This is a genomic window from Cellulomonas triticagri, from assembly GCF_003696205.1.
Lineage (GTDB): Bacteria > Actinomycetota > Actinomycetes > Actinomycetales > Cellulomonadaceae > Cellulomonas > Cellulomonas triticagri.
In genome coordinates this window covers 1-25077 of record NZ_RFFI01000067.1, presented here as the reverse complement: position 1 = coordinate 25077, position 25077 = coordinate 1, and the positions used below count along the sequence as shown (strand labels likewise).

Here is a 25077-nt window from a genome sequence, read left to right as displayed (position 1 = left end):
GCCGGCCGGCGCCGCCGGGACCGCGCCGGGGGCGTCCCGCACGGCGGCGAGGACGGCGACGGTCGCGACGACACCGACCGCGGCGACCGAGAGGAAGGTCGTCCGCCAGCCCGCGACGTGCAGCAGGGCGACCACGGGCACGGCGGACAGCACCTGGCCGACCTGCCCGATGCTGCCGGTGAGCTGGGTCATCAGCGGGACCCGGCGCGCGGCGAACCACGCGGGCACGAGCCGGACCACCGACACGAACGTCAGGGCGTCCCCCGCGCCGACGAGCACCCGGCCCGCGAGCACCCACCCCGCGCTCGGCGCGAGCGCCAGGACCGCCTGGCCGACCGCCATCACGGCGGCGCCGGTGGCGACGAGCAGGCGCGGGCCGTACCGGTCGAGCAGGACGCCCACGGGGACCTGGAGCAGCGCGTAGACGACGAGCTGCGCGACCGCCACGGACGCGAGCGCCGCCGAGGAGACGCCGAACCGCTCGGACACCTCGAGGGTGGCGACGCCGAACGACGACCGGTTCATGATCGCGACGACGTAGGCGCCGACGCCGACGCCCCAGACGAGGAGGGCACGGCGGTCGGAGGTCACGTGGGGTCATTCTGCCCTGGCGCGGCGGTGCCGGGCGCGGGCGTCCGCGGACGACGACGGGCGCGCCCCTCCGCAGAGGGACGCGCCCGGGGTCGGTGCGAGGGGACCGGGGTCGTCAGGACCCGTCGCCGCGCTGTTCCGCGAGGAACCGCTCGAACTCCGCGCCGAGCTCGTCGGCGGTGGGGATCTCGGCGGTCTCGGCGAGCAGGCTCGGGCGGCCGATGTTCCGGCTGAACGCGTCGTACTGCTGCTCGAGCGCGTGCACGACGGTCCCGACCTCCGGGGACTCCTCGACCTGGCGCTCGATCTCGACGAGGGTCTCCTCGGCTGCGGCCTGCAGGGCACCGAGGTCCAGCTCGAGGCCCGCGGCGCGCTGCACGTGCTCCAGGCCGGTGATGCTGGCCTGCGGGAACGGCGACTGCGCCAGGTAGTGCGGGACGTGCACCGCGAAGCCCATGGCGTCGTGCCCGGACTGGCCGAGCCGGATCTCCAGCAGGGACCCGGCGTCCGCGGGGACCTGCACGGTGCCGAACCACGACGTGTAGTCGGCGACGAGGTCGGAGCGGTTGGCGTGCGCGGTCACGGACAGCGGCCGGGTGTGCGGGATGCCCATGGGGATGCCGTGCAGGCCGACGGTGAGGGGCACGTCGAACCGCTCGACGATCTGGCGGACGGCGGCGGCGAACCGCTCCCACTGGACGTCGGGCTCGACGCCGTGCAGCAGGAGGAACGGCACCCCCGCGGTGTCGCGCACCAGGTCGACGGCGAGCTCGGGCTCGTCGTACTCGCCCCAGTGGTCGGATTCGAACGTCACGGTGGGGCGGCGCGACCGGTAGTCGAGCAGCTGGTCGACGTCGAACGTCGCGAGGCGCTCGGTGGGCAGCTGCTCGGTCAGGTGCTCGGCGGACAGGCGGCCGGCGCCGCCCGCGTCGACGAAGCCCCGCACGGCGTGCACCAGCACGGGGCCGTTGCCGCCCGCGGTCCGCGCGTCGACCTCGGCGGCGACCGCCGGGTCCACGACGTAGATCTCGCTCGGGTCCAGCATGCGTCCTCCTGGTCGGGTGTACCGCGGACGCCCGCTGGCGCCCGCACTAGCAGGAGGAACACCGCGGGCCCCCTCCGTGTTCCCGGACCGGCGCACCCGCGCGAGGACCGCCCCGGAGGCCGTCCGGACGGCACGCGCGAGAGCCCCGCCGGATGGCGGATAATGGACGGCCGCCCGCGCCGGACGGAGCATCGTCCGGGCGTGCGGGGCACGGGCGCGGGGGCGCCGTGGGACGACGCGACGGGGAGCACGGGTGACCGGGATCGAGGCGCAGCTGGCCGCCGAGCAGCAGGTCGTGGACCGGTTGTACGCGCGGCTCGACGAGCTGCGGGCCGGGACGCGGGACCGCCTGGCGGAGGTGCGCCGGGTCGGACCGTCGGGGTCGCCGCAGAACCGCTCGGAGCGCGACGCGTTCGCGACGCTGTACGAGGACCGGCTGGCCCGCCTGGAGGCAGTCGAGGACCGGCTCGCGTTCGGTCGGCTCGACCTCGCGGAGGACGGCGGCCGCCGGTACATCGGCCGCATCGGGCTCAACGACGAGGAGCACGCGTCGATCCTCACGGACTGGCGTGCGCCCGCCGCGCAGTCGTTCTACCGGGCGACGTCCGCGAACCCGGACGGCGTCGTCGCGCGCCGGCACCTCGTGACCCGCGGCCGCCGGGTGACGGGCGTCGAGGACGAGGTGCTCGACCTGGACGTGCTCGCCGACGCCGAGGCCGCCGAGCGCCTGGGCGCCCTGTCCGGCGAGGGCGCGCTGCTGGCCGCGCTGGCTGCCCGCCGCACCGGCCGCATGGGCGACATCGTCGCGACGATCCAGGCGGAGCAGGACGCGATCATCCGCGCCGACCTCGCGGGCGCGCTGGTCGTGCAGGGCGGACCGGGTACCGGCAAGACGGCCGTCGCGCTGCACCGCGCGGCGTACCTGCTGTACGCGCACCGCCGGGTGCTGGAGCGCTCGGGCGTGCTGCTGCTCGGACCGAGCCGGACGTTCCTCCGGTACATCGACCAGGTGCTCCCCTCGCTCGGCGAGACGGGCGTGGTGTCGACCACGGTCGGCGAGCTCTACCCCGGCGTCGTCGCGACGGGCTCCGAGCCGGACGCCGTCGCGGCGATCAAGGGCCGCCCGGTGTGGCGGAAGATCGTGGAGCGCGCCGTCCGGCAGCGCCAGCGCGTCCCGGAGCGGGCCACCACGGTGTCGATCGACGGCCGGACCATCGTGATCCGCCCGAACGACGTCCGCTCGGCGATCAACCACGCGCGCCGCGGCCACCGCCCGCACAACCAGGCGCGGGTGACGTTCGTCCGCGACATGCTCGGCCGGCTCGCGGAGCAGTACGTGAGCCAGCTCGCCTGGTCCGTCGCGCCCGACGAGCGCGGCGAGATCGTCGAGGAGCTGCGCACCACCCGGGAGATCCGGGTCGCGCTGAACCTCGCGTGGATGCCGCTGACCCCGCAGGGGCTGATCTCGGGCCTGCTGTCGAAGCCCGCGCGGCTCGACGCGGCCGCCCCGGAGCTGTCCGCGCACGAGCGCGCGGCCCTGCTGCGCGACGCCGACGCCCCGTGGACCGAGGCCGACGTCCCCCTGCTGGACGAGGCGGCGGAGCTGCTGGGCGAGGACGACCAGGCCTCGCGCGCCCAGGCCCGGCACGACGCCGCCCAGCGCGCCCAGGAGCTCGACTACGCGCGCCAGGTGCTCGAGCACTCCGGCGCCGGGCTGGTGTCGGCCGAGCTGCTGGCGGACCGGTTCGCGTCCACGGGGCCTGCGCTGACCACCGCGGAGCGCGCCGCCGCCGACCGGACCTGGACCTACGGGCACGTCGTGGTGGACGAGGCGCAGGAGCTCTCCCCCATGGCCTGGCGGATGGTGCTGCGCCGCGTCCCGACCCGGTCGCTGACGGTGGTCGGCGACGTCGCGCAGACCTCCACGGCCGCGGGCACCCGGGACTGGGCGACGACGTTCGACCGGATCCTCGCGGGAGGCTGGCGCCTCGCGGAGCTCACGGTGAACTACCGCACGCCCGCCTCGGTGGCCCGCACCGCCGAGCGCGTCGGGCGCGCGGCCGGGCTGCCGCTCACGCCGACCACCTCGGCTCGCGACGTCGAGGACGCCCTCGTCACCGAGCAGGTCGACGCCGCCGGGCTGGTCGCCGCGACGGTCGCGCACGCCGAGACCGCGCTGGCCGCCGTGCGGGACACGAGCGGCGCGGGACGGGTCGCGGTCATCGCGACCCCGGAGCAGGTGCCCGCGCTCGCCGCGGCGCTGCCCGGCGCCGGGCTCACCCGCACCGGCGCTCCCGACCTGGACGCCCCGCTGACGGTCATGACGCCCACGCAGAGCAAGGGCCTGGAGTTCGACGCCGTCGTGCTGGTCGAGCCCGCCGACGTCCTCAAGGGCGGCGCGGGCGACCTCTACGTCGCGATGACCCGGCCCACCCAGGCGCTGCGCGTCGTCCACACGCAGCCGCTGCCGGCGGGGTGGGACGCCGCCTGAGGACCGTCGCGGTTGTCCGAGGGACGGGACCGGCTTGGACACACCGCGGCCGAGGCGCACCATAGGGGCGTGCTGCGCGCCCTGCTCCTCGAGAACCTGCATCCTCAGGCCCGCTCCATCATGGAGGCGGCCGGCTACGAGGTCGTGACGCGCTCCGGCGCGCTCGACGAGGCCGAGCTGGCGGAGGCCCTGCAGGGCGTGCACCTGCTCGGCATCCGCTCCAAGACCCAGGTGACGGAGGCCGTGCTCGACGCGGCGACGGACCTGCTGGCCGTGGGCGCGTACTGCATCGGCACCAACCAGATCGACCTGCACGCGGCGGCGTCCCGCGGCGTCGCGGTGTTCAACGCCCCGTTCTCCAACACCCGCTCGGTGGTGGAGATCGCGCTGGCCGACATCATCGCGCTGACCCGCCGGCTCACCGTGCTCGACCGGTCGATGCACGACGGCGTCTGGAACAAGTCCGCCGACGGCGCCCACGAGGTGCGCGGCCGCACGCTCGGCATCGTCGGGTACGGCAACATCGGCACGCAGCTGTCGGTGCTGGCCGAGAACCTCGGCATGTCGGTCGTGTTCTACGACACCGCCGAGAAGCTCGCGCTCGGCAACGCGCGCCGCGCGGAGACGCTGGACGAGCTGCTGGACGTCGCGGACATCGTGACGCTGCACGTCGACGGCCGCAGCGGCAACGCCGGGCTGTTCGGCGCGAAGCAGTTCGCCCGGATGCGCGAGGGCGCGATCTTCCTCAACCTGTCCCGCGGGTTCGTCGTGGACTACGCGGCCCTGCGCGACGCGGTGCTCGCCGGGCACGTCGCGGGTGCGGCGGTCGACGTGTTCCCCGTCGAGCCGAAGCGCAAGGGCGACCCGTTCGAGTCCGAGCTGCGCGGCCTGCCGAACGTCATCCTCACCCCGCACACCGGCGGGTCCACCGAGGAGGCGCAGGAGGCCATCGGGCAGTTCGTGTCGAACAAGCTGCGCGACTACCTCGGCACCGGCACCACGATGCTCAGCGTCAACCTGCCGAACCTCACCCTGGAGCGCCGCGAGGGCGTGCACCGGCTCGCCTACCTGCACCGCAACGTGCCCGGCGTGCTGGCGGCGGTCAACGCGACGCTCGCGGAGCACGGCGCCAACATCGAGGGCCAGCTGCTCGGCACCCGCGGCGACGTCGGCTACGTGGTGACCGACGCGGTCGCGGTCGAGAGCGGTGTGGTCGAGGCGCTGCGCGCCCGCCCGGAGACCATCCGGCTCCGCGTGGTCGACTGACCCGACCCCGCACCGGTGGCTAGGGTCGGGGTCGTGCACCTCGCCGACGACGCCCGCCACGACCGACTCCCCCTGCGCCGCGCCGGGCGCACCGGACTGGACCTGCCGGTGGTGACGCTGGGGCTGTGGCAGAACTTCGGCGACGCGACGCCGTACGCCGACCAGCGCGCGCTCGTGCTGGCGGCCGTCGACGCGGGTGTGCTGCACCTGGACCTGGCGAACAACTACGGCCCGCCGCCGGGCGCCGCGGAGGAGAGCGTCGGCCGGCTGCTCGCGACCGACCTGCGCCCCTACCGGGACGAGCTGCTGATCGCGACCAAGGCGGGGTACCGGCAGTGGCCGGGACCGTACGGCGAGTTCGGCTCCCGGAAGTACCTGCTCGCGTCGCTGGACCAGTCGCTGCGCCGCCTCGGCACCGACCACGTGGACGTGTTCTACAGCCACCGGTTCGAACCGAGCACGCCGCTGGAGGAGACGATCGGCGCGCTGCGCACCGCCGTCGAGTCGGGCCGCGCCCGGTACGCGGGCATCTCCTCGTACTCGGCGCGCCGCACCCGGGAGGCGCTGGCCGTCGCCGAGGGCATGGGGCTGCCGCTCGCGCTGCACCAGCCGTCGTACTCGATGCTCAACCGCTGGGTCGAGGAGCCCGACGCCGACGCGGGCGGCAGCAGCCTGCTGGACGTGGCCGGGGACGCCGGCCTCGGTGTCGTGGCGTTCTCCCCGCTCGCCCAGGGCATGCTCACCCGGAAGTACCTCGGCGGGGTCCCCGCGGACTCGCGGGCGGCGCGCGGCGGACCGCTGCGCGCCGAGTACCTGAGCGAGGAGAACCTGGACCGGATCCGCGCGCTCGACGCGGTCGCGTCGGGGCGCGGGCAGACGCTGGCGCAGCTCGCGATCGCGTGGGTGCTGCGCGACCCGCGGGTGACGTCGGTGGCCCTGGGCGCGCGCACGCCCGAGCAGTTGGCCGAGAACCTGGCCGCCGTGCACGGTCCCGCGCTGACCGACGCGGAGCTCGCGGCGATCGACGCGCACGCGGGCGACGCCGGTATCAACCTGTGGGCGTCGCGGTCGTCGGACCTGTGAATCCCGGATCACCTGCGGCGCGGCACCGGGGCAGCGGTGGCGTCGTCGCAGGTCAGGGCGCTCTCATCCCGGCCTGCACAGCACCTACGCAGTTGCCTGAGGCTACGCACACGTAACTTACGGCTCCGTAGGTTACGGTGTGCCCGTGACCGACTTCACGCGCCCCTGGCACGCCACGTACGGACCGGCCGTCCCGGCCGAGGTCGACGTGCCCGACGAGCCGCTGACCGCCGCCCTCGACCGCGCCGCCGCGGCCTGGCCCGATCGCGTCGCCGTCGACTTCCTGGGCGCCCCGACCACCTACGCGGACCTCGCGGACGCCGTCGCCCGCGGCGCCACCGTGCTGCGCGACCTCGGCGTGGGCCCCGGCGATCGGGTCGCCATCGCGCTGCCGAACTGCACGTCGCACATGGTCGCGTTCTACGCCGCGCTGCGGCTGGGCGCGGTCGTCGTGGAGCACAACCCGACCTACACGGCCGCCGAGCTCGAGCACCAGCTCGCCGACTCCGGCGCCACCGTCGCGCTCGTCTGGGAGAAGGCCGTCGCCGCCGCCCTCGCGGCGCAGGCCACCACCGCCGTCCGCACCGTCGTCGCCGTCGACGTCTCCGCCGACCTGCCCGCCGTCAAGCGGCTCGCGCTGCGCCTCCCGCTGCCCGCCGCCCGTCGCACCCGCACCGCCCTGCGGTCGCCGCTGCCCGCGGGCACCCCCGTCTGGCACCGCCTGGTCGCCGCGGCCACCCCGCTGCCGGCCGAGCACCCCCGCCCCGCCGGCACCGACATCGCGCTGCTGCAGTACACCGGCGGCACCACCGGGACGCCCAAGGCCGCCGTGCTCACGCACCGCAACCTGGTCGCGAACGCCGTGCAGGGCCAGGCGTGGACCCAGGCCGAGCAGGGCACCGAGACGATCTACGGGGTGCTGCCGTTCTTCCACGCGTTCGGCCTCACCCTCTGCCTCACCTACGCGACCCGCGTCGCGGCCACCCTGGTGGCGTTCCCCAAGTTCGACCCCGACGCCGTGCTCGCCGCGCAGAAGCGCCGCCCCGGTACCTTCCTGCCCGCCGTGCCGCCGATGCTCGACCGGCTCGCGGGCGCGGCCGAGAAGGCCGGCGCCGACCTGACGTCCTTCCGGTACGCGATCTCCGGTGCCATGTCGCTGGCCCCGCAGACCGCCGCGCGCTGGGAGCGGCTCACCGGCGGACTCGTCGTCGAGGGCTACGGCATGACCGAGACCTCCCCCGTGGCGCTCGGCAGCCCGCTGTCCCCCGCCCGCCGCCCCGGTGCCCTCGGCCTGCCGTTCCCGAGCACCGACATCCGCGTCGTGGACCAGGAGGACCCCACCCGCGAGGTCGCGCCCGGCGAGCAGGGCGAGCTGCTGATCCGCGGACCCCAGGTGTTCTCCGGCTACTGGAACCGGCCCGAGGAGACCGCCGACCAGCTGCTCGACGGCGGCTGGCTGCGCACCGGCGACGTCGTGCGCGTCGACGAGAACGGCTTCGTCGTCCTCGTGGACCGCATCAAGGAGATGATCGTCACCGGCGGGTTCAAGGTGTACCCGTCGCAGGTCGAGGACAAGCTCCGCGGGATGCCCGGCGTCCGCGACGTCGCGGTCGTCGGCCTGCCCGGCGGGGACCTCGGCGAGAAGGTGGTCGCCGCCATCGTCACCGAGCTCGGCGCCCACGTCGACATGGCCGCGCTGCGCGAGTGGTGCGACGCCCGCCTGGCCCGCTACGCCGTCCCGCGCGAGCTCGTGATCCTCACCGAGCTGCCGCGCTCCCAGATCGGGAAGGTGCTGCGCCGCGTCGTCCGGGACGACCTGCTGGCCGGCGGCGCCGCCTGACGACGCGCAGGCGTGCACGACGAGGCCCCCGCACCGTGCACCGGTGCGGGGGCCTCGTCGTCGGTCAGGCCGGGGTGACCGGCAGCGCGCGCTGCCACCACTCGAGCACGTGCTCGAAGCGCACCAGGCGGTGCTGCGGGCGACCCGAGCGCGTCAGCTCGTGGCCCTCGCCCGGGAACAGCAGCAGCTCGGCGGGCACGCCGCGGCGCTTCAGCTCCACGAACCAGCGCTGGCCCTGCTCGACCGGGCACCGCCAGTCCTGCTCGGAGTGGATCACGAGCGTCGGGGTGGTCACCCGGTGCACGTGCGCCATCGGCGACTGCGCGGCCACCGCGGCGCGCGCGGCGTCGTCGTCCCCGTCACCCAGGTACTCCAGGCCGAAGAACCAGCCGATGTCGCTGGAGCCGACGAAGCTGACCGGGTCCAGGAACCCGCGCTCCACGATCGCCGCGCGGAACCGGTCGGTGCGCGTCGTCAGCCAGGCGGTGAGGTAGCCGCCGTACGACCCGCCCATGACGCCGACCCGCTCGGCGTCCAGCGCCGGGTCGGTCAGCGCGGCGTCCAGCAGCGCGAGGACGTCGTCGGTGTCGACCGTGCCGAAGCCGTGCCGGATCGCCGAGCCGTGCGCCGAGCCGTAGCCCGCCGCGCCGCGCGGATTGCCGTACACCACCGCGTAGCCCTGCTCCGCGAGGGTCTGCACCTCGTCGAACAGGCCGACCGTGTACTGCGCGTAGGGGCCGCCGTGGATCATCAGGATCGTCGGGTGCGGACCGGCGAACCGCTCCGGGTCCGGGGTGACGAGCCAGCCGTGCACCGGGTAGCCGTCCGGCGCGGTCGTCGTGACCTCGCGCGGCGTCCGCACCCGCCCGGTCGCGCGCAGCGGCGCGGACCAGTCCGTCAGCACCCGCGCGCCGCCGGTGGCGAGGTCCACGGCGTGCACGTCGCCCGACGTCTGCGGGCCCGCGGCGGTGACCACCGCGACCGGGACGCCCGGGACCGCGGCCACGCCGTGCGCGACCACGTCGCCCGCGAGCAGGTCGCGGGTGCTGGCGTCGGCACGGACCTCGCGCAGCAGCACGGTCCCGCGGTGCAGCACCCCCACGAGGACGCCGTCCGCGGTGACCGCGAACGTGCCGGGGTCCAGGTCGACCGCCTCGACGTCGGTGAGCCGCTCCGGCGCACCCGTCGCAGCCGGGGTCGCGCCGTCGGTGAGCGGCAGCCGGAACAGGCCGGTCTGCGCGGCGACGAAGTCGCGGCCCGAAGGACCCATGTCCTGCGCCAGCAGCCACAGGGCGGAGCCGTCCGTGGCGGGGAGCACCGCGGCGACCGCGAGCGTGCTGCCCGCGTCGGCGTCCGTCAGCGGCACCAGCGCGCCGTCCGAGCCCGGGGCGGTGTCCACGAGCACGGCGTCGCCGCGCAGGTCGGCGTCCTTGGCGGCGTGCCGCGCGGCGACGGCGGCGACGTAGCGCCCGCCGGGGAACCAGGCGAGCTGCTCGACGTCCGTCGGCGCGTCGGTGACCTGGCGGACCGTCGGCGCGGCGTCCTCCCCCGTCGGGACGGCGTCCCGCGACGTGAGGTCCGCCGGGACCTCCACGACGAACAGCTGGCGCCGCTTGTCGCGGGTGAAGCCGACGCCGTCGTGCCGGTACGGCAGCTCGGTGATGTGCCGGGGCCGCTCCGCGGCGCTGTCGCCGCCGGCGACGTAGCGACCCTCCTCGGGCACCCGGGCCAGGAAGGCCAGCGCGGTGCCGTCCGGCGACCAGCGCGCCGGGCCGGCACCCAGCGGGGCGTCGGTCAGGCGCACCGGCTCGCCACCGGTCGTCTCGACCACGAACAGCTGCGGGCGGCCCTGCGGCTCGGCACGCAGGAACGCCACCCGGGTGCCGTCCGGCGACACCTGCGGATCGGTGTCCCGGTGCCCGCGGGTCAGCCGCACCGGCGGTGCGGACCCGTCGGTGGCGACCCGCCACAGGTGGCCGGTGTACTCGTCGGAGTCGAGGTCGGGGGCCGTGCGCGACACGACGGCGAACGCGCCGTCCAGCGAGAGCGCCGGGGTCCCGGGGGCGTGCAGGAGCGACAGGTCGGAAGGGATCACGCCCCCGACGGTAGTACGCCCCCGCACGCCCGGGGGCTCAGGCGTCGGCGGGCTGCCCCGTCGCGTCGCCCGCCTCGGCAGCGGCCCGCGCGGCCTCGTTCTCCGCCCGCAGCACCGTGATCGCCGCCTCGAAGTCCTCCAGGCTGCTGAACGCCTGGTAGACGCTCGCGAACCGCAGGTACGCGACCTCGTCCAGGTCCCGCAGCGGGCCCAGGATGGCCAGGCCGATCTCGTACGCGTCGAGCTCGGCGCTGCCGCTCGCCCGCAGGTTCTCCTCGACGCGCTGCGCGAGCACGGCGAGGTCGTCGTCGCTCACCGGGCGGCCCTGGCACGCCTTGCGCACGCCGTTGACGATCTTCTCCCTGCTGAACGGCTCCGTCGCACCCGAGCGCTTCACCACGGACAGGCTCGCGGTCTCGATGGTCGTAAAGCGCCGGTTGCACTGCGGGCATTGGCGACGACGACGGATCGACAGGCCGTCGTCGGAGGTGCGCGAGTCCACGACGCGGGAGTCGGCGTGACGGCAGAACGGGCAGTGCATGAGCGCCTCCTCCGGGTGCAGGACGACCGGACGGCGGGGGCGACACCACCGCGCCCGCCCGGACGACCGGGACACGGTAGGGCGCGCGGGGCGGCCGGTGCAACACGCGCCCACCGGCAGGCTGCCGAAGGGCGAACCGTAGGCGGAGCCCGGGCAGACGACGAAGGTGGCCGTGCGTCGCACGGCCACCTTCGTTGGGGACGCCCCCGTCCCGTCTCGTCCGCGCGACTCGCCTCGCTCGGACGGTTGCTGCACGCTCTTCGTCCCGTGCCCGGAGGCCCGACGACGACGCGTCCCTCGTGGCGAGCCCCCCAGCCAGCCGTTCGAGGTGGCACCACAGTAGAGGCGTGCGCGGCAATTACGCAAGCACCGACTTTCGTAATCCACCCGATGGGGTCGCGGGTCCTGACCAGGCCCTCAGTCGCCGGCGGGCAGGAGGATGACCTCGCCCGCCTGGAGCGAGGCGCTGGACATCCCGTTGAGGTCCTGCAGCGCCAGGACGACGTCGCGGACGTCCTCCCCCGGCGCGGCGATGTCGGAGGCGATCTGCCACAGCGTCTCGCCGGAGGCGACGGGGTGGCTCACGACCTCCAGCGCGCGCTCCGGACCGTCGGCCACCGCGCGCCCACCCATGACGCCGGCGACGGCGAGCAGCAGACCGAGCAGGACCACGACGGCCCTGCCGCGCCGGGTGAGCCGCAGCGGCGCCGGACGGGACGTGCCCGCCTGCGGGGCGGCCGAGCGGGTGACGGCAGGGCGGGTGACCACGGGACGGTCGGCGACGGCCAGCGGCCGCGTCACGACGGCGACCCCGGGGTGCGACCCCCGGCCTGCGACGCGCGACGACACGGCGGCACCCGGCCGCTGCCCGACGGTGGCACGCGGCCTGGTGACGCTGATCCGCGGCTGCACGGCGATGGCGCTCATCCCCACCACTTCCCCTCCGGGCCCTGCCGGACCCACTCGAACACCTGTTCGTTCGAACGTCTGTACGAAACTGAACCACACCGAGCGGGCGATGTCGAGACACGGTCGAACAGGTGTTTGATCCACCTGCTCGCGCGCCCTACGCTCGGGACGTCGGGTAGAGCGCACCACGAGGCACTGACACGACCGTCGTACCGGCGGTCTGCGGGCCTCGGACCAGCGAGGACGCGGGTCGCGGTGCGCACCGCGCGACGGACCGGTGCCGCGGACGGGCACCGGCGGGCAGGCGCCGCAGGGTGCCGGGAGACGGGAGCGGACATGGCGAGCGAGGCACCGGGAGACCCCGGCACGACCGACGGCGGGGCGGCACCCGTCGCGGAGCTCGACGGCGACGGCCTCACGCCGCGCCAGCGCCTCGTGCTGGAGACCGTGCGCGCGTCCGTCGAGAGCCGCGGCTACCCCCCGAGCATGCGCGAGATCGGCGACGCCGTCGGCCTGACCAGCCCGTCCAGCGTCAAGCACCAGCTCACCGCGCTCGAGCGCAAGGGCTACCTGCGCCGCGACCCGAACCGCCCGCGCGCCATCGAGGTCGTGCAGCCCGACGACTCGCGCGGCGTGGCCGGGCTGCCCGGCGGCCCGACGCTGCGGCTGCCCGCCGCGCTCGGCGACGAGGACAGCGGCGCCCGCGACGGCGCGCCCGAGGCCGCGTACGTCCCCGTCGTCGGCCGGATCGCCGCCGGTGGCCCGATCCTCGCCGAGCAGCTGGTGGAGGACGTCTTCCCGCTGCCCCGGCAGCTCGTGGGCGCGGGCGAGCTGTTCCTGCTCAAGGTCGTCGGGGACTCGATGGTCGAGGCCGCGATCTGCGACGGGGACTGGGTGGTCGTCCGCCGCCAGCCCGTCGCGGAGAACGGCGAGATCGTCGCCGCCATGCTCGACGGCGAGGCCACGGTGAAGACCCTCAAGCGCACCGACGGGCACGTGTGGCTGATGCCGCAGAACGCCGCGTACTCCCCCATCGACGGCGACCACGCCCAGATCCTCGGGCGCGTGGTCTCGGTGCTCCGCAGCCTCTGACCCCGCCCGCCGGGGTCCCGCGGGTCCGGCGCGTGCGGGCGGTCAGCCCCTGACCGGTACCCGCTCCGGGCGCGGCCCGGCCGCGAGGTCCCGCTCGTGCAGCACGTCCACGCCGGAGGCCACGAGCGCGTCGAGCGCCCGGGCGACGTCGTCCGGGTCGTTCCAGAGGTGGAAGGCGAGCCGCACCCGCCCCGCCCGTCCGGCGACCCGGCACCCGGCGGCCACCAACGCGGCGCGCCGCTCCCCCGCCGGGTCGGGCAGGGTGACCACCGCGCTGCCGCCGGGCCCGAGACCGACCCCCGCCCGGAAGGCGTCCGCGAGCCCGACGGCGTGCGCGCGCACCGCCTCGGGGTCACCGGCGGCGAGGACCGCGACCGACTCGGCGGCACCCAGCCACGCCTGCCACGCCGGGGACACGTCGAACCGGCGGGCATCGCCCGCGAGGTGCATCGCGGGGCCGTAGCAGGACGCCCAGGGGTCCTCCCCCGCGTACCAGCCCGCCTGCACGGGACGCAGCCAGCCGTCGCCGTCAGGCCTGCGGAGCGCGTCGTCGCGCAGTGTGAGGAAGCCGGTGCCGCGGGGCGCGCACAGCCACTTGTAGGCGGCGGTGACGGTGAGGTCGTAGCGGCTCGCGTCGACGGGCAGCCACCCGGCGGCCTGGGTGAGGTCGCACAGCGTGCGGGCACCGGCGGCGCGGGCTGCCGCCACGACGGCGTCGTCGGCGAGCACCGCGCCGGTCGCGGACTGGACCAGCGAGTAGGCGACCAGGTCGGTGCCGGGGCGCACAGCCTCGGCGAGATCCGAGGCGGGGACGTGCCGGACGCGCAGCCGCGACCCCTGGGCGAGGAACGGGAACACCATCGAGGTGAAGTCGCCCTCGACGCAGAGCACCTCGGCGCCGTCGGGCAGGGACGCCGCGACCACGGACGCCATGACCGAGACCTGGGAACCGACCGCGACGCGATCGGCCGGCACGCCCACCAGGCGACCGAAGTCGGCCCGGGCCGAGGCGACAGCCGTCTCGTAGCGGCCGACGTCCATGCGGCCGGCCTCCCAGCGGTCGAGGTCCGCCCGCAGCGCCTGCGTGGTGCGGCGCGGAGCGACGCCCGCCGTCGCGGCGTCGAGGTTCCCCGGCGCGGGGTCGAAGGCGGCGCGGACGTCGGCGAGCGGGAGCATGCCGTCGAGCCTGCCGCCCGGCGCCCATGCGGACAACCGTCAGTTCCGAGTTGATCCATGCATCGGGCTGATGTGTACGCCTACGCTGTCCGGATGGACAGCACCCCGGCCCGCCGGTTGGACGCCGCCGCCCTGCGGCTCGTGCGGGCCGTGCACGACACCGGCAGCGTCACCGCCGCCGCCCGCGCGCTCGGGCTAACCCAGCCCGCCGCCAGCCAGCAGCTGCGGGTGGTGGAGCGGATGGTCGGCACACCGGTCGTCGTGCGCGCGGGGCGCGGCGTCCGGCTGACGGAGGCCGGGCAGGTGCTCGCCCGCAACGCGGCGGCCGTCCAGGCGGCGCTGGACGCCACGCTGGAGGAGGTCGCGGCGGTCGCGAGCCTGCGGGCCGGTCGGGTGCGGGTGGCGGCGTTCCCGTCCGCCGCCGCGACGCTGCTGCCGGGCGCCCTGGCCGCGCTGCGGGCGGCCCACCCCGGGCTGACCTCGACGTTCGCGGAGGCCGAACCGCCCGAGGCGCTCACCGAGCTCGACGCGGGTCGGGTCGACGTGGCCGTCACGTTCCGGGACGCCGCGCCGGGGCCCGGAGCGGATCCCTCCCCCGCCGGCGACGCGCCCCGCCGGCTGCGCGTCCCCCTGCTGCGGGACGACGTCGTCGTGGTGCTCCCCGCCTCCGACGGTCTCCCCGACGGCAGCCCGGTCGACCTCGCGACGCTCGCGGACCGCCCGTGGATCGCGGGGTGCCCGCAGTGCCGTGCCCAGCTGGTGGCGACGTGCGCGCGCGCCGGGTTCGCCCCGGGCGTCGACTACGCGACCGACGACTACCTCGCGGTGCTCGGCCTGGTCCGAGCGGGCCTGGGCGTCGCGACGCTGCCGGGCCTGGCCCTCGCGGCGCTGCCCCGCGCAGGGGTGACCCTGCACCCGGGCGTCCCCGGGGCACGCCGCCTCGTGGAGGCGGTCGTCGACCCCGGCACGGCGCGCGTCCCGGCGGTCGCGGCGGCCCTCGACGCGCTGCGGACGGCGGCGGCGAGCATCCGCCACGCCCACGTCCTGCCGGGCTGATCCGCGCCGCGAACCGCCCCGGTCGCCGGCCCGCGGTCGCTGTCGTCCGCACCGTGCGAACGACGCGACGGGCCGTGCTCGCGGTGGTGGTGCTGGGCTCGGCGACCCTCGGGGCGTGCAGCCCCGGGGGGCACCGCCGGTGCCGCTGCGGCGCCCACGGAGAGCCCCGCCTCCACCGCCGCGGACGACGCCGCCACCTGCACCGCGTTCGGCGACGTGCTCACCATCGTCGAGAACGCCGGCCTCGCCACCGCCGAGGGGCGGATGGCGGCGCAGGAGCGGGACGGCTGGCACGAGCTGGCGACCCGCGTCCTCGACCGCCTGCCCGGCGACGACAGCGTCGACAGCCCCGACAACGCCGTACAGGCGGCGATCGCGGCGCTCCAGGACGCCGCGCCCGCCGCCCCCGCCGGGGCGTTCGTGGAGTCGTCCGGCCTGGGCTCCCCTGCCTGGGACCAGGCTCAGGTCGACCTCGCCGACGCGTGCGACGCGGCAGGTGCCCCGCTGGCGATCATGGTGTTCACCGGCGGGTGACGGCGCCCTACAGCCCGAACCGGCGGGCGACCGCCCGCAGCGACTCGGCCGAGCGGCGCAGACCCGCGAGCTCGTCCGTCGAGAGCGGCACCTGCAGCCGCTCGCCGACGCCCGCACGGCCGACGACGGACGGCACGGACAGGCAGACGTCGCTGATGCCGTGGTACCCGTCGAGCAGCGAGGAGACGGGCAGCACCCGGCGCTCGTCCTTGACGATGGCCTCGATGATCCGGGAGCCCGCGAGCGCCACCGCGTAGTTGGTCGCGCCCTTGCCGGCGATGATCCGGTAGGCGGAGTCCACGACCTCGCGGGCGATCGACTCGCGCACCTCGTGGGTGAGCGGGACGTGGCCCTCCATGGCGTTCCAGTCCAGGAGCGGGACGCCGCCGATGGTCGCCGAGGACCACAGGGGCAGCTCGGTGTCGCCGTGCTCGCCCGCGATGTACGCGTGGACGTTCTGCACGGCGACGCCGGTGTACTGGGCGATGAGGTACCGCAGACGCGAGGAGTCCAGGACCGTGCCCGAGCCGAACAGCTGGGTCGGGGGCAGGCCGGAGACCTTGAGCGAGGCGTAGGTGACGATGTCGACCGGGTTGGTGACCATCACGTAGACGGCGTTCGGGGCGACCTCGACCAGCGAGGGCAGGATCTTCTTGACCAGCGAGATGGTGGCCTCGGCGAGGTCGATGCGGGTCTGCCCGGGCTTCTGCTTGGCGCCCGCGGTGACCATGACGACGTCGGCGTCCGCGCACGCCGCGATGTCGTCGGAGCCGATGACCTCCGCCATCGGCATGAACTGGATGCCGTGCCCGAGGTCCAGCGCCTCGGCCTCGACCTTGGCCTTGTTGATGTCGTAGAGCACGACGCTGCGGGCCGCCCCGCGCATGAGCGCCGCGTAGGCCATGGTCGAGCCGACGGCACCCGCGCCGACGACGGCGAGCTTGGTGGTGCGGCGCGGCAGCGCGGCGGTGCCCGGCAGCCCGAGCTCGTCGCCCTCGACGTCGTTCGTGTGCTCGCTCACGGCGGTCCTCCCGGTGGTGGTGCTGGGGTGGTCAGGGCTGGAGCGCCCGGTCGGCGCGCTGGTCACGAGGCTAGCGGTCCCGCGCGCACGGCACAGCCGGGCGCGACCACCACGCGGTTCCCGCGGGCTGGTCAGGCCGGCGCGGGGGCCGCCGCGAGGCGACGCAGGGCGCCCAGGGCGACCTCCCGGTCGGTGGTGCGCCAGAACGGCGGCAGCGACCGGGCCAGGAACTCGCCGTACCGGGCGGTGGACAGCCGGGGGTCGAGCACCGCGACCACGCCCCGGTCCTCGACGGACCGGATGAGCCGCCCGGCTCCCTGCGCGAGCAGCAGCGCCGCGTGCGTCGCGCTCACCGACATGAAGCCGTTCCCGCCGGAGGCGGCGACCGCCTCCGCGCGGGCCGACTTGACCGGGTCGTCCGGGCGCGGGAACGGGATGCGGTCGATGATGACGAGCTGGCTGGCGCGACCGGGCACGTCGACGCCCTGCCACAGCGAGAGCGTGCCGAACAGGCACGTCGCCTCGTCCTCGGCGAACTGCCGCACCAGGGTGGGCAGCTGGTCCTCGCCCTGCACGAGCACCGGCACGTCCAGGCGCTCGCGCATCGCCTCCGCGACGGTGACCGCCGCGCGGCGGGACGAGAACAGGCCGAGGGTGCGACCGCCCGCGGCGGTGATCAGCGCCTCGATCTCGTCGAGCTGGGCGTCGGTGGCGGGCTCGCGGCCCGGCGGAGGCAGGCGGCGGGCGATGTAGAGGATGCCCTGCTTCGGGTAGTCGAACGGGCTGCCCACGTCGATGCCCTGCCAGGACAGCGAGGTGGCCGCGGGCGCGGGCGTCCCCGTCGCGGCGGGCTGCGTGCCCTCGCTGCCCCCGGGTGCCGCCACCGCGGCAGAGCCCGCCGCGGACGCCGTCGCCGCCGCGGCCTCGCCGGCCGCCTCCAGGCCGATGCTGCGGGCCATGGAGCGGAACTCCCCGCCCAGGCTCAGCGTCGCCGAGGTGAGCACGGAGGCGCGCTCGGCGAGCAGGTTGGTGCGGATCAGGCCGTTCACCGCGAGCGGCGCCGCGTACAGGCGGGTCGCGCCGTCCCGCTCGCCGCGCGAGCACCACAGGACGGTGTACTTCTGGTCCTCGGCGGCCATGCGCTCGGCGACCTCGAACAGGGCGAGCACGGCGGAGGACGCGATCTTCAGGCCGGGGTCGGCGGACGCGGACTCCCCCGCGGCGGGCTTCTCCGGGCGCAGGTCCGACAGGAGGCCGCGCGCGGCGTCCCGGACCATCGCGACCGCCTGCCGGGTGCCCTCCGGCAGCCCCTGCGTGAACCGGCCCTCGGGCAGGTGGATGAGCGCGGCGCCGAGCGCGGACGCCGCGCCGTCGAGCTCGGTCGTGGTGACCCCGCCGTGCCGCCGGGCCATCCGACCCGCGTGCTCGACGGTGCCCACGGACATCTCCGACGTGGACTGCGCGGTGACCCGGTCGGCGAGCTCGTGCGCCTCGTCCACCACGAGCACGTCGTGCTCGGGCAGCACGTGCGGGGAGCCGGACGCGGCGATGCCGAGCATCGCGTGGTTGGTCACCACGACGTCCGCCGACCGCGCGGCGGCGCGCGCCCGCTCCGGGAAGCACTCGTCCAGCATCGGGCACTTCTGGCCCAGGCACTCCAGCGACGTCACCGACACCTGCCGCCACGCGCGGTCCCCCACGCCCGGGACCAGGTCGTCCCGGTCACCGCTGTCCGTGGCCTGGGCCCACTCGCGCAGCCGCACCACCTGGGCGCCGAGCGACTCCTTCTCGGCCGGCTCGCCGTCCGCGGCCTCGGTCGTCGGCGGGTGGTCCGCCGCGCCCTTCTCGCCGAGGTCGAACAGCATGCCCTGCTCGTCCGGCGGGTAGCCGCCGGACGTCTTGTGCACGCACACGTAGTTGTGCCAGCCCTTGAGCAGCGCGATGCGCGGGGCGCGCGGCAGCTCGGGCGCGAGGGCGTCGGCGACCAGCGGCAGGTCGCGGGTCATCACCTGGCGCTGCAGGGCCAGCGTCGCGGTGGACACCACGACGCGCTCGTCCTGCAGGACGGCGTGCCGCACGGACGGCACCAGGTACCCGAGCGACTTCCCCGTCCCGGTGCCGGCCTGCACCATCAGGTGCTTGCCGCCCTCGATCGCGTCGGCGACCTCGGTCGCCATCCGGCGCTGGCCCTCGCGCGGGGCGCCGCCCAGAGCGGCCACCGCCACCTCGAGCAGGTGGTCGACATCGGAAGGCACCGGAACAGGGTAGTCGCCGCGCGACCCCCTGCCGTGCGGCGCCGCCCGCCCGTCAGTCGTGGACGGCGGCGGCGCGCAGCTCGGTCGCCAGGCCCTCGTCGACCCGGCCGCGCAGGGCCGTGCCCGCCGGGGTGTGCTCCTCGCGGTCGATCTCGCCGCTCTCGTGCACCCGGTGCACCAGGTCGCCCCGGTCGTACGGGATCACGACGTCGACCGTCACGCCCGGACGGGGCAGCTGGTCGGCGATGACCGCCTGCAGCTGCTCGATGCCCTCCCCGGTGTGCGCGGAGACGACGACCGCCCCGTGCTCGCGGGAGCGCAGCCGCGCCACCACGTCCGGCTCGGCCAGGTCGACCTTGTTGAGGATGATGATCTCGGGGACGTCCATCGCGCCCGGGATGTCGGCGAACACGTGCCGCACCGCCGCGATCTGGCCCTCCGGGTCCGGGTGCGAGGCGTCCACGACGTGCAGCACGAGGTCGGAGTCCGCGACCTCCTCCAGCGTCGACCGGAACGCCTCGACGAGCTGGTGGGGCAGGTTCCGCACGAAGCCGACCGTGTCCGCCAGCGTGTACACCCGACCGTCCGCGGCCTGCGCGCGCCGGACCGTCGGGTCCAGGGTGGCGAACAGCGCGTTCTCCACCAGGACGCCCGCGTCGGTCAGCCGGTTCAGCAGCGAGGACTTGCCCGCGTTCGTGTACCCGGCGATGGCGACGGACGGGATCGCGTTCTTGCGGCGCGACGCCCGCTTGGTCAGCCGGGCGGGCTCCATGGCCGCGATCTCGCGGCGGAGCTTCGCCATGCGGTCGCGGATGCGCCGCCGGTCGAGCTCGATCTTCGTCTCACCGGGACCGCGCGAGCCCATGCCCGCGCCGGCGCCGCCGACCTGGCCACCGGCCTGCCGGGACATCGACTCGCCCCAGCCGCGCAGGCGCGGCAGCAGGTACTCGAGCTGCGCGAGCTCGACCTGCGCCTTGCCCTCCCGGGACTTGGCGTGCTGGGCGAAGATGTCGAGGATCAGCGCCGTCCGGTCGACGACCTTGACCCGCACCACGTCCTCCAGCGCACGGCGCTGCGACGGGGCGAGCTCGCCGTCGACGATCACGGTGTCCGCGCCGGTCGCGGCGACGACGCCCGCGAGCTCGGACGCCTTGCCGGAGCCCAGGTACGTGCCCGGGTCGGGGTTCTGGCGGCGCTGCAGCAGGCCGTCGAGCACCTCGGAGCCCGCGGTCTCCGCGAGGGCCGCGAGCTCGCGCAGGCTGATCTCCGCGGACGCCTGCGTCGTGCCCGCCGCGCCCCACAGGCCGACCAGCACGACGCGCTCCAGGCGCAGCTGCCGGTACTCGACCTCGGTGACGTCCTGCAGCTCCGTCGACAGGCCCGCGACGCGGCGGAGCGACGTGCGCTCCTCCAGGTCGAGCTGCTCGCCGTCGTAGGTGGTGTGGACGGTCCCGCCGTCGTGGACCGCGGTGCCCGCCCGGGCGAGCACGCGGGCGACGACGTCGTCGGCGACCCGCTGGGCGTCGCGCGCGGCCTGCTGCGCGTCCACCTCGGTCTCCGGGGCGTCCTGCTCGCGCGTCGTGGGGTCGTGGGCGTCGTTCACGCGGTGGTTCCTCCGGGGATCGGGGTCGGCACCCGCCGGACCGGCCGGTGCACGGGTACCAGTGTCCCGCGCCCGAGGGACCCGCGCGAGGCAATTCGCCACCGGCGGAGCGGCCGGGACGTCGGGCGCGGGCCGATAGGGTCGCGGACGTGAGCCAGGAGCACTACTTCACCGCGGAGCCCGCGTCCCCCGACGAGCGCCGCACCCGCACCGTGCACCTCGCGGGCCAGGACGTCGCCGTCGAGACCGCGGGCGGGGTGTTCTCCCCCGACCACCTGGACGGCGGCACCGACGTGCTGCTGCGGCACGTGCCCGCGCCGCCGCGCGACGGGGCGCTGCTCGACCTCGGCTGCGGCTGGGGGCCGATCACCCTGACCCTCGCGCTGCGGTCCCCCGGCGCCGAGGTGTGGGGCGTGGACGTCAACGAGCGCGCCCTCGACCTCACCCGGCGGAACGCCGCCGCCCTCGGGCTCGGCGGCGTGCACGCCGTGCGCCCGGAGGACGTGCCGGACGACGTGCGGTTCGCCGCGATCTGGTCGAACCCGCCGATCCGGGTCGGCAAGGAGACGCTGCACGCGATGCTGCGGCAGTGGCTGCACCGGCTCGTGCCCGGCGGCGAGGCGTACCTCGTCGTCGCGAAGAACCTCGGGTCCGACTCGCTGCTGCGCTGGCTCGCCGCCGAGCTCGACGGCGCGGCGACCGTGGACCGGGTCGCGACCGACCGGGGGTTCCGGGTGCTGCGCGTCGTCGCGCGCTGACAGCCCGTCCTGCGCGGTGTGGCGCAGGGTCAGCGCGCCGCCGCGGCCGCCGCCGTGGCCCGGGCGGCCGCGAGCGTCGGCACCCCCGTGACCGTCACGACCGGGACGCCGGCCGCGTCGAGCACCACCACCGTGGGGGTCTGCGTCACGGCGAACCGCTCGGCGAGGTCCGCGCGGTCCGCCACGTCGACCTCGACGTGCGCGACACCGTCTCCGGTCGCGACGACCCGCTCCAGCACCCGGCGGGTGGCCCGGCAGGGCGCGCAGAACCCCGACGACAGCTGCAGGAACGTCACGTCCCGGCCCAGCGGCCGCCCCAGGTCGGCGGCCGACACGGCCGCGCTCGCGCTCGTCACAGGCATCCCAACGCCGCCCGACCGTCTCGCTGTTCCCGCGTCGGCGTCAGCGGGTGAGGGCGTCCAGGTCGACGTCCAGGTCCGCCAGGAGGACGGCCGGTCCGGCGAGCTCGACGTGCCCGTCCGGCAGCGCCGCCACCCGCACCGTGCCGCCGGGGACGTCCACGAGCCACACGTCCGGTGCCTGCGGCCCGGCCCACGCGCGCACCGCGAGCGCCGCTGCGCACGCCCCCGTCCCGCAGGACCGGGTCTCCCCCACGCCGCGCTCGTGCACCCGCATCCGCACCCGGCCGACGACCGTGCCGTCCGCGAGGCGCTCCTCGCCGAGCGGGACCACGAGCTCCACGTTCGTCCCGTGCGGCGGGACCGGCGTCACCTCGGGTGCGCGCGTGAGGTCGGCGGCGTCGAGCTCGCCCGCCCCCGCGACCGCGAGCACCGTGTGCGGGTTGCCGACGTCCACGCTGAGCGCCGGGCGCGGCACCGGCAGCCCCGCGACCTCGACCTGCGCGTCCCCGCCCGCCGCGACCGCCTCCGGCCCGCCGGGCAGGTGCCACGCGCCCATGTCGACCGCGTACCAGTCCTCGCCGACCGGGCCCGCCGCCGCACGGACCCGCCGCACCCCGGCGCGCGTGCCGAGCACGAGCTCGCCCGCCGCGGGGTCCCACAGGCCGAGCGCACGGGCGTAGTCCGCGACGACCCGCACCCCGTTGCCGCACATCTCCGCGATCGAGCCGTCCGCGTTGCGGTAGTCCATGAACCACGTCGCCGCCGGGTCCTCGGCCAGCACGGCCGCGCCCTCGGGGAGGTCGGCGCTCGCCACCAGCCGGATCACGCCGTCGCCGCCGACCCCGGCCCGCCGGTCCGCGAGCGCGCGCACCAGGTCCGCGTCCAGGGCGGTGCCCGTCCGGCCGTCGAGCAGCACGAAGTCGTTCTGGGTGCCGTGGCCCTTCGTGACGCGCAGCACCCGCGCCGAGGACGTCGTCGCCGGGGACGGGGCGGTCGGGGCGGGGGTCGTCATGACCCCAGACTACGGCGGGGCGCCGGGTCCTCCGTGGCGAGCCCGAGCGTCCCCGCGTCGGCCCGCGCGACCAGGTCCAGCGCCCGCGCGGTGAGGTCCGGGTCGCGGGCGTCCAGCCAGTGCACCCGCGGGTCCCGGCCGAACCAGCCCATCTGCTTGCGGGCGAGCCGCCGCGTCCCCGCGACGACCTGCTCGCGCGCCTCCTCCAGGGTGATCTCGCCCCGCAGGGCGGCCAGCACCTCGGCATAACCCACCGCACGGGAGGCCGTCCGGCCGACGCCGGACCCGCCCGCCCGGGCGAGCAGACCGCGGACCTCGTCCACCAGGCCGGCCGCCCACATCCGGTCCACCCGGACCTGCACCCGCTCGTCCAGCACCGCCCGGTCGCAGTCCAGCCCGATCTGCACGGCCGGGACCGCGTAGTCGTGCCCCGGCAGGTTCGCGGAGTACGGGCGCCCGGTCAGCGCGATCACCTCCAGGGCCCGCACCACCCGCCGGGCGTTGCGGGGGCCGATGCCCTCCGCCGCGACCGGGTCGAGCCGGGCGAGCTCCGCGTGCAGGGCCCGGACGCCCTCCGCCTCGACGCGTGCCTCCAGGTCCGCGCGCACCTCCGGGTCCGTGCCGGGGAACTCGATGTGGTCGAGCAGCGCGCGCACGTACAGCCCCGACCCGCCCACGACCACCGGGCGCCGCCCGCGCGCCGCGATGTCCGCGACCGCTGACCGCGCCTGCTCCTGGTACGCCGCGACGCTCGCGTCCTCGTCCGGGTCCAGCACGTCCAGCACGTGGTGCGGCACCCCGCGGCGCTCGGGCACGGAGAGCTTCGCGGTCCCGATGTCCAGGCCCCGGTACAGCTGCAGGGCGTCGGCGTTGACGACCTCGCCGCCGAGGCGCTCGGCCAGGGCGACGCCCAGGTCGGACTTGCCGGTCGCGGTCGGTCCGACCACGGCGACGACGACGGTCAACGGGACTCCTCGTGGGGGTGGGTGGGGCGTCGGGCCGGGGGTCGGTCCGGGGTGCGGTGGGGGTGGTGCGTCACGTCGTGGGTGGCCCGGCAGCGGGCGGTGCTGCCGTGCTGCCGTCCCCGGTGGGCCTGACGGGCAGCCACAGGGCGACGGCGTGCTGCGCCCCGGCGACCAGCGCGTCGGTGCACGCGGCGACGCGCAGGTCCGTGCCGCGCGCCTCCGAGCGGTCGAGCAGCGCGAGCGCCGCGCGCCACGGCGCCCAGCCGGTGACCGCGAGGTCGCGAGCAGCCGACGCGCCGAGGTCGTCCAGCGCCGCCGCGAGCGCACCCGGACTGGCGGCGAGCGCCGCCAGGAGCGCGGCATCCACGTCGGGGGCCCGGGGGTCGTCGGCCAGCGGTGCGTCGGGTCCGTGCCGGGCGCTCAGCGACCCGACCACGACGACCGTCGCGACCTCCCCGGGCGCCGTCACCGGAACCGCGCCGTCGCCGGTGCGGGCGATCTCCCGGACGTCGACCGGGGCGTCCACCCCGGCGGCGCGGAGGAGCACCAGCGCGACCGACGCGGCGACGTCCGCCACGGCGGGGCGGGTCGTCCCGGCCGCGCCGGCGGTGCCCCCGGGCAGCACCGACGCCTGGGGGTCGAGCAGGCCCGCAGCGCCCAGCCCGGTGACGACGGGGTGCGGCAGCGTCCGGGCGTGGTGGCCGGGTGCGAGCACGAGCACGCGTCCGCCCGGCCCGGGGTCGGCAGCGCGCAGCGCGACCAGGGCGGCGTCCCGGAGCGCGGCGGCGGGGTCGGCGCGACCCGCGGCACCGGGCACGAGCAGCGCGGTGTCGGGCAGGAACACCACGGCCGGACTCACCCCCCGACGGTATCCCGTCCGCTGCCCTCGCCCCGCCTCGTCCCGCGCCTCCCCGCGCACCAGCGCGCTCTCGTCACGCGCGCGCATCGAGTGGACAGCTCTCGCCTGCGGGGACCGTCAGGGGTGCAGGCGAGAACTGTCCACTCGGTGCGGGATCGGGGCGGGGTGGGTCAGGTCGTGAGGGTGCGGGCCAGGTCGTCGGCGCGGGCCTCCTGGCCGGAGCGGCGCAGGACGTCAACCAGGACGTTCGCGGCCTCGCCCCGGGGGCCGCGCTGCCGGGCGGCGGTGAAGCCCTCCACCGCGGACTCCAGGTGCCAGACGGCGTCCTCGACGTTGCCGAGCCCGTCGTGCAGCCGACCCGCGAGCCAGAAGGCGTGCGCGGCGTCCGGGAGCGCGCCGAGCCCCGCGTAGGACTCGGCGGCGCGCTGGGCGAGCGCGGCGGCCGCCGCGGCGTCGCCGACCCGGTCGAGGGTGGCGAGCAGGCGGGCGGTGGCGTCGTCCAGGTCGGCGGCGGCGCGGCGGG

Annotated in this window: 21 protein-coding genes and 1 pseudogene; 8 read left to right on the top strand and 14 right to left on the bottom strand. The window is 76.3% G+C overall.

Annotated elements, in window-relative coordinates; all coding sequences use genetic code 11:
- Both EBM89_RS12595 and EBM89_RS12590 read right to left on the bottom strand, forming a co-directional pair.
- Window positions 1–591: MFS transporter (locus tag EBM89_RS12595; protein ID WP_233571717.1), on the bottom strand; the 591-nt coding region annotated here is incomplete at its 3' end.
- 115 nt (window positions 592–706) lie between these two features.
- A complete protein-coding gene (locus tag EBM89_RS12590) occupies window positions 707–1636 on the bottom strand; it encodes a PAC2 family protein (protein WP_122149776.1) in 930 nt (309 codons plus the stop codon).
- A gap of 253 nt (window positions 1637–1889) precedes the next feature.
- Here EBM89_RS12590 and EBM89_RS12585 point away from each other — a divergent pair, with 253 nt between their 5' ends.
- From EBM89_RS12585 to EBM89_RS12570, 4 genes are all read left to right on the top strand, one after another.
- Window positions 1890–4127, top strand: a complete 2238-nt coding sequence (locus EBM89_RS12585; protein ID WP_122149775.1) for a HelD family protein — start codon at window positions 1890–1892, stop codon at window positions 4125–4127.
- 69 nt (window positions 4128–4196) lie between these two features.
- Window positions 4197–5393, top strand: a complete 1197-nt coding sequence (gene serA / locus EBM89_RS12580; RefSeq protein ID WP_122149774.1) for a phosphoglycerate dehydrogenase — start codon at window positions 4197–4199, stop codon at window positions 5391–5393.
- A gap of 33 nt (window positions 5394–5426) precedes the next feature.
- Window positions 5427–6476, top strand: a complete 1050-nt coding sequence (locus EBM89_RS12575; protein WP_233571716.1) for an aldo/keto reductase — start codon at window positions 5427–5429, stop codon at window positions 6474–6476.
- A gap of 145 nt (window positions 6477–6621) precedes the next feature.
- Window positions 6622–8316 carry an AMP-binding protein gene (locus EBM89_RS12570; RefSeq protein WP_122149772.1) on the top strand — a complete coding sequence of 565 codons (1695 nt, stop codon included), beginning with the start codon at window positions 6622–6624 and terminating at the stop codon, window positions 8314–8316.
- A 64-nt stretch (window positions 8317–8380) separates the two neighbouring features.
- On the opposite strand, the gene EBM89_RS12565 is transcribed toward EBM89_RS12570, so the two are convergent.
- From EBM89_RS12565 to EBM89_RS12555, 3 genes are all read right to left on the bottom strand, one after another.
- On the bottom strand, window positions 8381–10411 hold the full coding sequence (locus tag EBM89_RS12565) for a S9 family peptidase (RefSeq protein ID WP_122149771.1): 2031 nt from the start codon (window positions 10409–10411) through the stop codon (window positions 8381–8383).
- A gap of 37 nt (window positions 10412–10448) precedes the next feature.
- Complete coding sequence (gene nrdR, locus EBM89_RS12560) at window positions 10449–10952, bottom strand: transcriptional regulator NrdR (protein ID WP_122149770.1); 504 nt, start codon at window positions 10950–10952, stop codon at window positions 10449–10451.
- A gap of 417 nt (window positions 10953–11369) precedes the next feature.
- A complete protein-coding gene (locus EBM89_RS12555) occupies window positions 11370–11879 on the bottom strand; it encodes a LysM peptidoglycan-binding domain-containing protein (protein ID WP_147463546.1) in 510 nt (169 codons plus the stop codon).
- 318 nt (window positions 11880–12197) lie between these two features.
- On the opposite strand from EBM89_RS12555, the gene lexA reads away from it, so the two are divergent.
- The gene (gene lexA, locus EBM89_RS12550; protein WP_122149768.1) at window positions 12198–12953 is read left to right on the top strand and encodes a transcriptional repressor LexA; all 756 of its coding nucleotides are present in this window, start codon (window positions 12198–12200) and stop codon (window positions 12951–12953) included.
- A 42-nt stretch (window positions 12954–12995) separates the two neighbouring features.
- Here lexA and EBM89_RS12545 read toward each other — a convergent pair whose 3' ends face one another.
- Window positions 12996–14129 (bottom strand): aminotransferase class V-fold PLP-dependent enzyme, encoded by a 1134-nt coding sequence (locus EBM89_RS12545; RefSeq protein ID WP_122149767.1) that lies wholly within the window; start codon window positions 14127–14129, stop codon window positions 12996–12998.
- A 93-nt stretch (window positions 14130–14222) separates the two neighbouring features.
- Between EBM89_RS12545 and EBM89_RS12540 the strand changes: the two genes are divergently transcribed.
- A complete protein-coding gene (locus EBM89_RS12540) occupies window positions 14223–15185 on the top strand; it encodes a LysR family transcriptional regulator (RefSeq protein ID WP_122149766.1) in 963 nt (320 codons plus the stop codon).
- A 216-nt stretch (window positions 15186–15401) separates the two neighbouring features.
- Window positions 15402–15719: a hypothetical protein gene (locus EBM89_RS12535; RefSeq protein ID WP_122149765.1), complete on the top strand. Its 318-nt coding sequence runs from the start codon at window positions 15402–15404 to the stop codon at window positions 15717–15719.
- Between the two features lie 7 nt (window positions 15720–15726).
- Here the strand turns inward: EBM89_RS12535 and EBM89_RS12530 are convergent, their stop codons facing one another.
- From EBM89_RS12530 to hflX, 3 genes are all read right to left on the bottom strand, one after another.
- The gene (locus tag EBM89_RS12530) at window positions 15727–16698 is read right to left on the bottom strand and encodes an L-lactate dehydrogenase (protein WP_199732101.1); all 972 of its coding nucleotides are present in this window, start codon (window positions 16696–16698) and stop codon (window positions 15727–15729) included.
- 173 nt (window positions 16699–16871) lie between these two features.
- The gene (locus EBM89_RS12525) at window positions 16872–18995 is read right to left on the bottom strand and encodes an ATP-dependent DNA helicase (RefSeq protein WP_233571715.1); all 2124 of its coding nucleotides are present in this window, start codon (window positions 18993–18995) and stop codon (window positions 16872–16874) included.
- Window positions 18996–19047: 52 nt separating this feature from the next.
- Entirely contained in the window at window positions 19048–20544 is a 1497-nt protein-coding gene (gene hflX, locus EBM89_RS12520; protein ID WP_122149777.1) for a GTPase HflX, read from the bottom strand.
- Between the two features lie 203 nt (window positions 20545–20747).
- Between hflX and EBM89_RS12515 the strand changes: the two genes are divergently transcribed.
- A complete protein-coding gene (locus EBM89_RS12515) occupies window positions 20748–21356 on the top strand; it encodes a class I SAM-dependent methyltransferase (RefSeq protein ID WP_122149763.1) in 609 nt (202 codons plus the stop codon).
- Window positions 21357–21385: 29 nt separating this feature from the next.
- Here EBM89_RS12515 and EBM89_RS12510 read toward each other — a convergent pair whose 3' ends face one another.
- The 5 genes and pseudogenes from EBM89_RS12510 to EBM89_RS21280 all read right to left on the bottom strand — a co-directional run.
- Window positions 21386–21718, bottom strand: a complete 333-nt coding sequence (locus EBM89_RS12510) for a thioredoxin family protein (RefSeq protein WP_122149762.1) — start codon at window positions 21716–21718, stop codon at window positions 21386–21388.
- Window positions 21719–21758: 40 nt separating this feature from the next.
- Window positions 21759–22730: a diaminopimelate epimerase gene (dapF, locus tag EBM89_RS12505; RefSeq protein WP_122149761.1), complete on the bottom strand. Its 972-nt coding sequence runs from the start codon at window positions 22728–22730 to the stop codon at window positions 21759–21761.
- Window positions 22727–23695 carry a tRNA (adenosine(37)-N6)-dimethylallyltransferase MiaA gene (gene miaA / locus EBM89_RS12500; RefSeq protein ID WP_122149760.1) on the bottom strand — a complete coding sequence of 323 codons (969 nt, stop codon included), beginning with the start codon at window positions 23693–23695 and terminating at the stop codon, window positions 22727–22729. The genes dapF and miaA overlap by 4 nt, the downstream gene beginning before the upstream one ends.
- Window positions 23696–23765: 70 nt before the next feature.
- The gene (locus tag EBM89_RS22130) at window positions 23766–24554 is read right to left on the bottom strand and encodes a hypothetical protein (protein ID WP_147463545.1); all 789 of its coding nucleotides are present in this window, start codon (window positions 24552–24554) and stop codon (window positions 23766–23768) included.
- Between the two features lie 170 nt (window positions 24555–24724).
- Window positions 24725–25077, bottom strand: a pseudogene (locus EBM89_RS21280) (hypothetical protein); the annotation flags it as partial.

Excerpts from the sequence above, each read along its gene's own strand:
- EBM89_RS12590 (WP_122149776.1), bottom strand. The coding sequence starts at position 1,636 with ATGCTGGACCCGAGCGAGATCTACGTCGTGGACCCGGCGGTCGCCGCC.
- nrdR (WP_122149770.1), bottom strand. The coding sequence starts at position 10,952 with ATGCACTGCCCGTTCTGCCGTCACGCCGACTCCCGCGTCGTGGACTCG.
- EBM89_RS12555 (WP_147463546.1), bottom strand. The coding sequence starts at position 11,879 with ATGAGCGCCATCGCCGTGCAGCCGCGGATCAGCGTCACCAGGCCGCGT.
- lexA (WP_122149768.1), top strand. The coding sequence starts at position 12,198 with ATGGCGAGCGAGGCACCGGGAGACCCCGGCACGACCGACGGCGGGGCG.
- EBM89_RS12545 (WP_122149767.1), bottom strand. The coding sequence starts at position 14,129 with ATGCTCCCGCTCGCCGACGTCCGCGCCGCCTTCGACCCCGCGCCGGGG.
- EBM89_RS12540 (WP_122149766.1), top strand. The coding sequence starts at position 14,223 with ATGGACAGCACCCCGGCCCGCCGGTTGGACGCCGCCGCCCTGCGGCTC.
- EBM89_RS12510 (WP_122149762.1), bottom strand. The coding sequence starts at position 21,718 with ATGCCTGTGACGAGCGCGAGCGCGGCCGTGTCGGCCGCCGACCTGGGG.
- dapF (WP_122149761.1), bottom strand. The coding sequence starts at position 22,730 with ATGACGACCCCCGCCCCGACCGCCCCGTCCCCGGCGACGACGTCCTCG.